General features: G+C 71.1%; 1 protein-coding gene. It reads left to right on the plus strand.

All coding sequences use genetic code 11. The features are described from left to right. The first annotated feature begins 250 nt into the window (after window positions 1-250). Entirely contained in the window at window positions 251-12,157 is an 11,907-nt protein-coding gene (locus tag STRTU_RS36350; RefSeq protein ID WP_472926722.1) for a type I polyketide synthase, read from the plus strand. Window positions 12,158-12,187 lie beyond the last annotated feature (30 nt).

Raw genomic sequence — 12,187 nt, forward strand, 5'->3', positions numbered from 1 at the left:
CGCCGAGCAGGTCGCCGCTGCCCTCAAATCCCAGGGAGACGTGCAGACCGTTACCTACCAGGACCAGGACCAGGACCAGGACCAGGACGGGGACGGAGCCGGAAACCAGGACGCGGCAGCGGAGGCGGACGCGTACACGGACGCCGGCCAGAGTCCACACAGCCTGCAAGCAGCGATAGCCGCAGCCCAGGCAACCGGACGCCCGCTCAGCGCGGTCGTGCACACCGCCGACCTCCACCGGAGCCGCGACATCGATACGGCCCGGCGCCTGGACGAGCTGACACGCGGGAGTGACGGGAACGGTGCTCCGCCCGTGTTCGTTGTCATCGCTACCGGCCCGGCCGACACGCCGTCCTGCGGGCAGCTGGCCGCGCTCGCCCACCGGCGCGCGGCCGCCGGCCTGCCGGCCCTCGCTCTGCTCCCGCCGCCCGGCGCCGGCACTCCGGGGCTTTCCGCGCTGTCGGCGGAGGACGTCGCGGCACTGATCGGCGCCGCTCGGGCGACCGGCCGCAACGTGCTGCTTCCCGCGCGGGTGGACCGTGCCGCCCTGCGTGGCTCGGCGACGCCCCTGCCGACCGTCCTCAGTGCCTTGGCGCAGGGCTCCGGGCGCCGGATCGCCGAACGAGCCACCGCGGCCCCCGGCCTGGCGCGGCAGCTCGCCGGGAAGGGGGCGGCCGAGCGCAGCCGCGTGCTGCTGGCTCTCGTCCGTACGCAGATCGCCCACGTCCTCGGCTACGCCGGTCCCGACGAGGTGGCGTCCTCCCGGAGCTTCACCGATCTCGGATTCACCTCCCTGACCGCCGTCGAGCTGCGCAACCAGCTCAGGGAAGCGACGGGCCTGGCGCTGCCCGCCACGCTCGTGTTCGACTACCCCGCCCCGGTGGCGCTGGCCCGCTACCTTGACGGTGAACTCACCGGTGGAACAGACGACGTAGCGGACGTGCTGTCCAGCGCGCCCCTCGACAACGACCCGGTCGTCATCGTCGGTATGAGCTGCCGCTACCCGGGCGGTATCCGCACTCCCGAAGAGCTGTGGGAGCTGGTGTCGGCGGGCGGCGACGGCGTCTCCGCGTTCCCCGCAGACCGTGGCTGGGACTTCGGCAGCCTGTACCACCCGGACCCGGATCACCCGGGCACGTGCTATACCCGCGAAGGCGGATTCCTGCACGACGCCAGCCACTTCGACCCGGGCTTCTTCGGCATCAGCCCCCGCGAGGCACTGTCGATGGACCCGCAGCAGCGGCTGCTCCTCGAAGCGTCGTGGGAGGCTCTGGAGCGCTCCGGAATCGACCCCGCGGCCGCCCGCGGCAGCCTCACCGGCGTCTTCGCCGGCGTCACCTACCAGGACTACATCGGTATTCTCGGCGGGGCGCAGGACAGTTTCGAGGGATACGTCGGCACGGGCAACTCGCCCAGCGTGCTGTCCGGGCGCATCGCCTACACCCTCGGCCTCGAAGGGCCGGCGGTCAGCGTGGACACCGCCTGCTCGTCGTCCCTGGTCGCCCTGCACCTGGCCGTCCAATCGCTCCGTCAGGGCGAGTGCGATCTCGCGCTCGCCGGCGGTGTGACGGTGATGTCCACCCCCGGGTCGCTCATCGAGTTCAGCAGGCAGCGGGCGCTCGCCGAGGACGGCAGGTGCAAGCCGTTCTCGGCCGACGCAGACGGCGCGAGCTGGGCCGAGGGCGTCGGCATGGTAGTCGTCGAGCGGCTGTCCGACGCCCGGCGCAATGGGCATCCCGTGCTGGCCGTCCTCCGCGGCAGCGCCCTCAACCAGGACGGTGCGTCCAACGGACTCACCGCTCCCAACGGCCCCTCCCAGCAGCGCGTCATCCGCCGTGCACTGACCACCGCAGGTCTCGGACCGCAGCAGGTGGACGCCGTGGAGGCGCACGGCACGGGGACCGCACTCGGCGACCCGATCGAGGCACAGGCCCTGATCGCTGCCTATGGCCAGGGGCGGGATGACGACCGTCCGCTGTGGCTCGGCTCGCTCAAGTCGAACATCGGACACAGCCAGGCTGCCGCCGGCGTGGGCGGCGTCATCAAGATGGTCATGGCGCTGCGTCACCATGTGCTGCCGAAGACGCTGCACGCCGATGAGCCCAGCCCGCACGTCGACTGGACGGCAGGCAACGTACGGCTGCTCAGCCGGGCCGTGGAATGGCCCGACGGGGAAGAGCCGCGCCGGGCCGGTGTGTCCTCGTTCGGGATGAGCGGCACCAACGCACATGTCATCGTCGAGGAAGCACCCCGGGAGCAGGCACCCCGGGACACGCCCGCCCCATCCGCTCTTCCCGTGGTGCCGGTGCCGCTGTCCGCACGCACCGAGGACGCACTGCGCGACCAGGCCGCACGGCTGCGCTCCCACCTGCTGGCCCGCCCCGGCGAGTGCGACCTCACCAGTATCGGTTTCTCGCTCGCCACGACGCGATCCGCGTTCGAGCACCGGGCGGTGCTCGTTGCGGCCGACCGGGAGGACCTCGACCGGGCCCTGCGTGAGATCGCCGAGGGCGCGATGGTCTCCGACGTGCCCCGGGGCGTAGCCCGCGACGGAAGTGCCCGCCCTGTCCTGGTCTTCCCCGGCCAGGGCAGCCAGTGGGCGGGCATGGCACGCGAACTGCTGGACGGCTCATCGGTGTTCGCCGACCGCCTGGCCGCCTGCGAACGCGCCCTCGCCCCCTTCGTCGACTGGTCACTGACGGCCGTCCTGCGCGGCGATGACGGCGCACCGGACCTTGAGCGGGTCGACGTCATCCAGCCCGCACTGTGGGCCGTCATGGTGTCGCTCGCCGAGCTGTGGCGCTCCTACGGAGTCGAACCCGACGCGGTCGTCGGACACAGCCAGGGCGAGATCGCCGCCGCCTGTGTCGCCGGCGCGCTGACCCTGGACGACGGGGCGCGAGTGGTGGCCCTGCGCAGCCGGGCGCTGACCGCCATCACGGGAAGCGGCGGCATGATGTCCGTCCAGCTGCCCGCCGAGACGGTGCGGGAGCGCATCGAGCCATGGGGCGAGCGGCTGTCCGTCGCCGCCGTGAACGGCCCCGCCTCCGTCGTGGTCTCCGGTGCCGCGGACGCGCTCGACGAGCTGTTCGCCGCGCTGACCGCGGACGGTGTGCGGGCCCGCAAGGTCTCCGTCGACTACGGCTCCCACTCGGCGCAGGTCGAGCCGGTACGCGCCCAGGTGCTCGACGCACTGGACGGAATCAGCCCGGCCGAGGCCGACATCCCGTTCTTCTCGACCGTCACCGGCCAGTGGCAGGACACCACCGGCCTCGACCCCGACTACTGGTACACCAACCTGCGGCAGACCGTACGGTTCGAGGACGCCATCCGCGGGCTCCTGGCCACCGGACACCGCGCCTTCATCGAAGTCAGCCCGCACCCCGTGCTGTCCGGCGGGATCCGTGACTGTGCGGACGCGCTCGGCACGGACGCCGCCGTGCTCGGCACCCTGCGCCGGGACGCAGGCGGCGTCGGCCGGCTCCTCACCTCCCTCGCCGAGGCACATGCGCAGGGTGTGGTCCTCGACTGGACCGCCGTCTTCGCAGGCACCGGCGCTCACCGCGTCGACCTGCCGACCTACGCCTTCCAGCGTGCGCGGTACTGGCCCCAGGCGCGAGAACTGAGCGCCGCCGACAGCGAGGGCGGGCAGCGGACCGACGCCGTCGAAGCGAAGTTCTGGCAGAGCGTCGAACAGGAAGACCTCCAGGCGCTCACCGACGCGCTCGACCTGGACGGCAGCGAGCCGCTGAGCGCCGTACTGCCCGCGCTGTCGTCGTGGCGCAGGAACAGCCGCGAGAAGTCCACCGTCGACAGCTGGCGCTACACCGTGCGCTGGACGCCGCTCGCCGAGCGCGCCGCCGCCCTGTACGGCACCTGGCTGCTGGTCGCCCCGGCGGGGGAACCCGCCGACGGGCGAGTGGTCGCCGTACGGGACGCGCTCACCGCTCACGGCGCCCGGGTACGCCTCGTGGAGCTGACTTCCGAGGACGGCTCCGACCGCGAGCGGACCGCCGACCGGCTGAGCGAGTCGCTCGGCGGCGACCACCTCACCGGAGTCCTGTCGCTGCTCCCGCTGGACGAGCACGCCCACCCCGCCCACCCCGCCGTGCCCATCGGGCTGTCCGGGACCCTGTCCCTCCTCCAGGCACTCGGCGACCTCGGTATCGAGGCACCCCTGTGGTGCGGGACCCGCGGGGCGGTCGCCATCGGCCGCTCCGAGTCCGTCACCCACGCCCACCAGGCCCTGGTCTGGGGCATGGGCCGGGTCGCCGCCCTGGAACACTCCGACCGCTGGGGCGGCCTCATCGATCTGCCCGAAACGCTCGACAAGCGCGCCGCGGACCGCCTCTGCGCGCTGCTCGCCGGCCCGGACGGCGAGGACCAGGTCGCCCTGCGCGGCTCCGGAACCTACGGCCGCCGCCTGGTCCGCGCCCCGCTGGCCGGCGCGCCGGCCCAGCGGACTTGGCGGCCCCGCGGCACCGTGCTCGTCACCGGCGGCACCGGAGCCGTCGGCAGCAATATCGCCCGGTGGCTCGCCCGCGAAGGCGCCGAGCACCTGCTGCTCACCAGCCGCCGCGGCTCCGACGCACCGGGCGCTACGGAACTCGAAGCCGAACTCACCGCGCTCGGCTCCCGCGTCACCCTCGCCGCCTGCGATGTCGCCGACCGCGACGCGCTGCGCGACCTGCTGGCATCCGTCCCCGAGCAGTACCCGCTCGACGCCGTCATGCATGTCGCGGGCTCCCTCGACGACGGCGTGATCGACTCCCTGGACGCGGGCCGCATGGACACCGTGCTGCGCACCAAGGTCACCGCGGCGCTCAACCTCCACGAGCTGACCCGGGAACTGGACTTGTCCGCCTTTGTGCTCTTCTCCTCCACCTCCGGCACCATCAGCGGATCGGGCCTTGGCAACTACGCCCCCGGAAACGCCTTCCTCGACGCACTCGCCGACCGGCGCCGCGCCGACGGACTCCCCGCAACCGCCATCGCCTGGGGCCACTGGTCCGGAGACGGTATGGGCGAGGGCGCCGTCGGCGACCGGCTCCGGCGCTACGGCGTATACGACATGCAGCCCGAGCTGGCCTGTGGAGCACTCCAGCAGGCGCTGGACCACGACGAGGCATACGTCTCCGTCACCGACCTCGGCTGGGACAAGTTCACGCCCGCTTTCACCGCATCCCGGCCCAGCGCACTGCTGCGCGACCTCCCGGACGCTCAACGTGTCCTGGAGACGGCACAGGAGAGCGACGACACCGGATCCGACGCCGCGAAGCTGCTTCAGCACCTCGCAGGACTCTCCGAGTCCGAACGCGCCGGCACGGTCCTGGACGTGGTCCGCAGCTATGTCGCCACCGTGCTCGGCTATGCCGGACCCTCCGCGGTCGACCCCGAACGGGCCTTCAGCGACCTCGGATTCGACTCGCTCAGCGCCGTCGAACTGCGCAACGGCATGAATGGCATCACCGGTCTGCGGCTGCCCGCGACCCTCGTTTTCGATTACCCCACCTGTGCGGTGCTCGCGGACTTCCTGCTGGCCGAACTGTCCGACACGGCAGTCCACGACGGGTCCGCGACGGCGCCGGCCGTCGTGACGGCAGGACAGGTGGAGCATGACGAGCCGGTGGCGATTGTGGCGATGAGTTGTCGGTTCCCGGGTGGGGTGGGGTCGCCGGAGGAGTTGTGGGAGTTGTTGGTTGAGGGTGGGGATGGTGTGGTGCCGTTCCCGGTGGATCGTGGTTGGGATGTTGAGGGGTTGTATGACCCGGAGCCGGGTCGGCCGGGGAAGGTGTCGACTCGGGAGGGTGGGTTTTTGCCGGGGGTTGATGAGTTCGATCCTGGGTTTTTCGGGATTTCGCCGCGTGAGGCGGTGGCGATGGATCCGCAGCAGCGGTTGTTGTTGGAGGCGTCGTGGGAGGCGTTCGAGCGGGCGGGGATTGTTCCCGGGTCGTTGCGGGGGTCGCGTACGGGGGTGTTTGCGGGGACGAATGGTCAGGATTACACGGGGTTGTTGGTGGCGTCGGGTGAGGAGGATTTGGGGGGGTATATCGGTACGGGGAATGCGGCGAGTGTGGTGTCGGGGCGGTTGTCGTACACGTTTGGTCTTGAGGGTCCTGCGGTGACGGTGGATACGGCGTGTTCGGCGTCGTTGGTGGCGTTGCATTTGGCGGTGCAGTCGTTGCGTGCGGGTGAGTGTGATGTGGCGTTGGCGGGTGGTGTGACGGTGATGTCGACGCCGGGGTTGTTTGTGGATTTCAGTCGGCAGCGGGGGTTGGCTGCTGATGGTCGGTGCAAGGCGTTTTCGGATGCTGCGGATGGTGCCGGGTTTTCCGAGGGCGTGGGTGTGCTGGTGGTGGAGCGGTTGTCGGATGCGCGCGCCAATGGGCATCGGGTGTTGGCTGTGGTGCGTGGCAGTGCGGTGAATCAGGATGGTGCGTCGAATGGTTTGACGGCGCCTAATGGTCCGTCGCAGCAGCGGGTGATCCGTCAGGCGCTGGCGGGTGCGGGGCTTTCGGCGTCGGAGGTGGATGCGGTCGAGGCGCATGGCACCGGTACGTCGCTGGGCGATCCGATCGAGGCGCAGGCCCTGTTGGCGACGTACGGGCAGGGCCGTGACGGGGACCGGCCGTTGTGGCTGGGGTCGGTGAAGTCGAACATCGGTCACACGCAGGCGGCTGCGGGTGTGGCCGGTGTGATCAAGATGGTGCTGGCGTTGCAGCACGGTGTTCTGCCGCGGACGTTGTACGCGGATGAGCCGTCGTCGCATGTGGACTGGTCGGCGGGGGACGTGCGGTTGCTGACGGAGTCGGTGCAGTGGCCGGAGTCGGGCCGGCCGCGGCGGGCCGGTGTCTCCTCCTTCGGCATCAGTGGCACCAACGCGCACACGATCCTGGAGGAAGCCCCGTCCGAGGATGACGCCCCGTCGGAGGACGCCACCCCTGTCGAGGACATCGACCCTGCCGACGACGTCCGGGCGGCAGCGGAGGCTTCTCCCGCATCCTGGGTGATCACCGGTAGGACCAGGTCCGCCCTCCGTGCGCAGGCCGCCCGGCTGCTCGCACACGTGGAGGCCTCCCCGGCCCTGCGTACTGCGGACGTGGGACTGTCGCTGGCCACTACCCGGTCGGTCATGGAACACCGGGCCGTGGTCCTCGGTACGGGGCGGGACGAGTTGCTCCGCGGTCTGGCCGCCATAGCGGCCGACGAAACCGCGCCGAACGCCGTCACCGGCACGGCAAAGGCAGACGGTCGGCTGGCTCTGATGTTCACGGGACAGGGCGCACAACGGCTCGGAATGGGCCGGGAGTTGTACGACGCGTTTCCGGTATTCGCGGACGCCTTTGACTCCGTCTGTGCCCACTTCGACAGCGAATTGGCATCGCCGCTGCGGGGTGTGGTCTTCGGCAACGAGGCTGAGGGGTATGCCGATGAGGATGCGGAGGCGCTGAACCAGACCGGTTTCACCCAGCCGGCGTTGTTCGCGGTGGAGGTGGCGCTGTTCCGGCTGGTGGAATCGTTCGGAGTCCGGCCCGACTATCTGGTGGGGCATTCCATCGGCGAATTGGTGGCCGCGTATGTGGCGGGCGTCTTGTCGCTGGAGGACGCGTGCCGTCTGGTCGCTGCCCGCGGCCGGTTGATGCAGGCTTTGCCGGCGGGCGGCGCGATGGTCGCCCTCCAAGCCACCGAAGACGAGGTGTTGCCGCTGCTGGAAGGCCAGGAGCAGCGGGTGAGTATTGCCGCGGTGAACGGGCCGAAGTCGATCGTGATCGCCGGTGAGGAATCGGCGGTGGCGGAGGTCGCCGGGCGTTTCGAGTCCGAGGGGCGGAAGGTGAAGCGGCTCCAGGTGAGTCATGCCTTCCATTCGCCGCTGATGGAGCCGATGCTCGATGATTTCCGGACGGTCGCGGAAAGCGTCACCTATGTGGAGCCGCGCATCCCGGTCGTCTCGAATGTGACCGGCGAACTCGCCACGCCGCAGGAACTGACGTCCCCCGACTACTGGGTGCGGCATGTCCGCGAGGCTGTCCGTTTCGCCGACGGTATCCGGTGGCTGGTGGAGCACGAGGTCACCCGGTTCCTGGAGATCGGCCCGGACGGCACTCTCACCGCCATGGCGCAGGGCTGCCTCGACGGCGACACGGACGCGGATCACCTCCTTGTGCCCGCTCTGCGCAAGGACCGTCCGGAGGCGGCCGGCCTGCTCACCGCCCTCGCCCAGGTGTTTGCCGCCGGCACGCCGCTGACTTGGGAGGCTGCCTTCGCGGGCGGCGATGCCCGCCGCGTCGGTCTGCCGACGTATGCGTTCCAGCGGCACCGTTACTGGCCCCGGCCGCCCGTCATGCCGACCGGCGACATCAGCTCGGCGGGTCTCGGATCGGCGGACCATCCCCTGCTGGGCGCGGCGGTCGAGGTGGCCGGTTCCGACGCCTTCCTGTTCACCGGAAGGCTGTCGCTGCACACCCACCCGTGGCTCGCCGACCACGCGGTGACCGGGACCATCCTGTTCCCCGGTACGGGCTTTCTCGAACTGGCCGTCCGTGCGGCCGACGAGGTGGGCTGCGACCGCATCGACGAGTTCACGATCGCCGCGCCGCTCGTCCTGCCGGAGCGCGGTGCGGTGCAACTGCAGCTCGCGGTGGAGCCGCCGGACGAGTCCGGCCGGCGGACACTGAACCTGTACTCGCGGCCGGAGGACGAGTTCGCCGAGCAGCCGTGGGTGCTCAACGCCAGTGGCGTGGTGTCCACCGGAGCAGCCGCGGACCAGGGCGAGCCGTACGACTTCACCGTCTGGCCGCCGCGCGACGCGGAAACGACCTCGGTCGACGACTTCTACGGTCGCTTCGCCGAGGCCGGGTTCGCCTACGGTCCGGTCTTCCGAGGTCTGAAGTCCGTCTGGCAGCGCGGCGACGAAATCTTCGCCGAGGTCGGGCTGCCGGAGGAGCACGAGGGGTCGGCCGGCGCGTTCGGGCTGCATCCCGCGCTGCTCGACTCCGCGCTGCACGCGATGATGTTCGTGTCCATGGAGGATGTCGGCCGCGGACGGCTGCCGTTCTCCTGGAACGGCGTCTCCCTGAGGGCCGCCGGAGCTACCGCCCTGCGCGTCCGCCTGGTGCAGTCCGGGCCCGAGGCCGTCTCCCTCGAACTGGCCGACTCCGCAGGAGGCGCGGTCGCCTCCATCGAGTCCTTGACGCTCCGTCAGGTCTCCGGTGAGCAGGTGAGCGGCGGCGCGGCCTACCACGACGCGCTGTTCCAGGTGGACTGGAACACCGCGCCGATGCCCACCGCACAGTCCGACGAGCGCTGGGCGGTCGTTGGGGACCTGGCTCTGGCCGTGGCGCTGGACGGCACCGGCGTACAGGTGGAGGCAACGGACAGCCTGAGCGAAATCTCCGACGAAGTACCCCCGGTGGTACTCGTCAGCTCGACCAGGACGGCGGACCCGTCCGACGCGGCCGCAGGGGCGCACACCGCGGCCCACGACACGCTCGCGCTGCTCCAGAAGTGGCTGGCCGACGACCGCTTCGCCACCTCCCGGCTGGTCATCCTCACGCACGGCGCCGTGAGCACCTCGGACGCGGATCACCCGGACCCGGCGCAGGCCGCACTCTGGGGCCTGGTGCGGGCCGCCGGGGTGGAGAACCCGGGCCGGTTCACGCTCATCGACCTCGACGGCACGGCGGCCTCGGCCGCGGCCGTGCCCGGCGCCCTCGCGAGCGGAGAGCCCGAGGCGGCGGTACGGGCGGGAGCCCTGCACGTACCGCGGCTGGCCCGGGTCGCGTCCACGGACGCGCTGCGCCGGCCCGACAATGCGGGCGGGGAGGGTGACGCCTGGCGGCTGGACATCGCCGACAAGGGCACCTTGGACAATCTGTTCCTGGCCGAATGCCCGGAGGCGGAAGCCGAGTTGGGGGCCGGACAGGTACGTATCGGGGTGCGTGCGGGAGGCGTCAACTTCCGCGATGTGCTCAACGCGCTGGGGATGTACCCCGGTGAGGCCGGCGCACTCGGCAGTGAGGGCGCCGGGGTGGTGCTGGAGGTCGGTCCCGGAGTACAGGACCTGCAACCGGGTGACCGGGTGATGGGTATGTTCTTCGGCGCCTTTGGGCCCCTCGCGGTGGCCGACCGCCGACTGCTGGCCCGCATACCGGAGGGCTGGTCGTTCGCGCAGGCTGCTTCGGTTCCGGTGGTGTTCCTGACGGCGTACTACGCGTTGGTGGAGCTGGGGGAACTCCAGGCGGGTGAGTCGGTGCTCGTGCATTCCGCGGCGGGCGGTGTGGGTATGGCCGCGGTGCAGTTGGCGCGGCATCTGGGTGCGGAGGTGTTCGGTACCGCGAGCCCGGGGAAGTGGGAGACCCTGCGGTCCTCAGGTCTGGACGGGGCGCATATTGCGTCCTCGCGTGATCTGGACTTCGAGCGGTCCTTCCTCGCCGAGACCGGTGGCCGGGGTGTGGATGTGGTGCTGGATTCCCTGGCGCGGGAGTTCGTGGATGCCTCGCTGCGGTTGCTGCCGCGGGGCGGGCGGTTCCTGGAGATGGGCAAGACCGACATCCGTGACCCCGCACAGGTGGCTGCCGCGCACGCGGAGGTGCGCTACCGGGCATTCGACCTCTGGGAGGCCGGGCCCGAGCGGATCGGGGAGATGCTGACCGCCCTCCTCGACCTCTTCGAGCAGGGTGTGCTGGAGCCGTTGCCGGTGACGGCCTGGGACGTACGCAGGGCCCCGGAGGCCTTCCGGTACCTCAGCCAGGCCCGGCACATCGGCAAGGTCGTGCTGACCGTGCCGGCGCCCCTCGATCCACAGGGCACGGCCCTGGTGACCGGCGGCACCGGCGGGCTGGGCGCGCTGGTGGCCCGGCACCTGGTAACCGAGCACGGGGTGCGCCACCTCCTCCTGGCCAGCCGGCGCGGCGCGCAGGCTCCGGGCGTCGACGCACTGCGCGACGAACTCGCCGCCCTCGGCGCCGAGGTCACCGTCGCCGCTTGCGACAGCGCCGACCGCGAGTCACTGCGCGCACTGCTGGACTCCGTGCCGAAGCAACACCCCCTCACCGCCGTCGTGCACACGGCCGGCGTGCTGGACGACGGTGTCCTGTCCTCGCTGACGCCGGAGAGGCTGGACAAGGTACTCGCGCCGAAGGTGGACGCGCTGAGCAACCTGCACGAGCTGACCCGGCACGAGGATCTGGCGGCTTTCGTCGTCTTCTCCTCGGTGGCGGGGACGTTCGGCAGCGCCGGGCAGGCCAACTATGCGGCAGGGAACGCCTTCGTGGATGCGCTGGCCTGCCGCCGCGGCGGACTGGGGCTCCCCGCACAGTCGCTGGCGTGGGGCGCCTGGGCTCCCGGCGTCGGCATGACGGGCGAGCTGAGCGAAGCGGATCTGCAGCGCATGGCGCGCGGCGGCATGCTTCCGCTCACCCCGGAGCAGGGGCTCGGCCTGCTTGACACCACACGGGACCTGGCCCGCCCCCTGCTGCTGCCGATGAACCTCGACACGGCGCCCCTGCGTGCGCACCCCGAGGCCGTACCACCGCTGCTACGCGGCCTGGTCCGGGCCCCCGCCCGCCGCGGGGCCGCGACCTCCGCCGCGGCGAAGGGGACGGAAGCACCGCGGGATCTCGCCGAGCGCCTGGCCGCGCTGCCTTCGGCAGACCGCGAACAGTACCTGCTCGACCTGGTCTGCAATCAGGTGGCGCTCGTCCTCGGACACGGATCCGCCGAGGACATCGAACCCGACCAGGCCTTCAAGGAGCTGGGCTTCGACTCGCTGACGGCGGTGGAACTCCGTAACCACCTCAACGCGGCGACCCAGCTCAGGCTGCCTGCCACCCTCGTCTTCGACTACCCGACACCGCTCGTCCTGGTGCGCCATGTTCTGGCCGAGATCGATCTGCCCGAGACCTCGGGAGCACAGCCGATCCTCGGCGAGCTCACCCGGCTGGAGGCAGCGCTGGCCGGTGCCACCGTCGGTGACGAGGAACGGGCCGAGATCACCGACCGGCTGCGGGCGCTGACCGCGCAATGGCAGGGAGGCGGCAAGCCGGAGCAAGACGCGGATCCGTACACGGAAACCGATGAGGACGACGGCGAGCTGGCATCGGCATCGACCGCCGGCGAACTGTTCGACCTCATCGACAAGGAACTGGGAACGTCATGACCGGACGCGGGGAACCGCTCGGCTTTGTTC

It is taken from the genome of Streptomyces tubercidicus, assembly GCF_027497495.1.
In the GTDB taxonomy this organism is placed as follows: domain Bacteria; phylum Actinomycetota; class Actinomycetes; order Streptomycetales; family Streptomycetaceae; genus Streptomyces; species Streptomyces tubercidicus.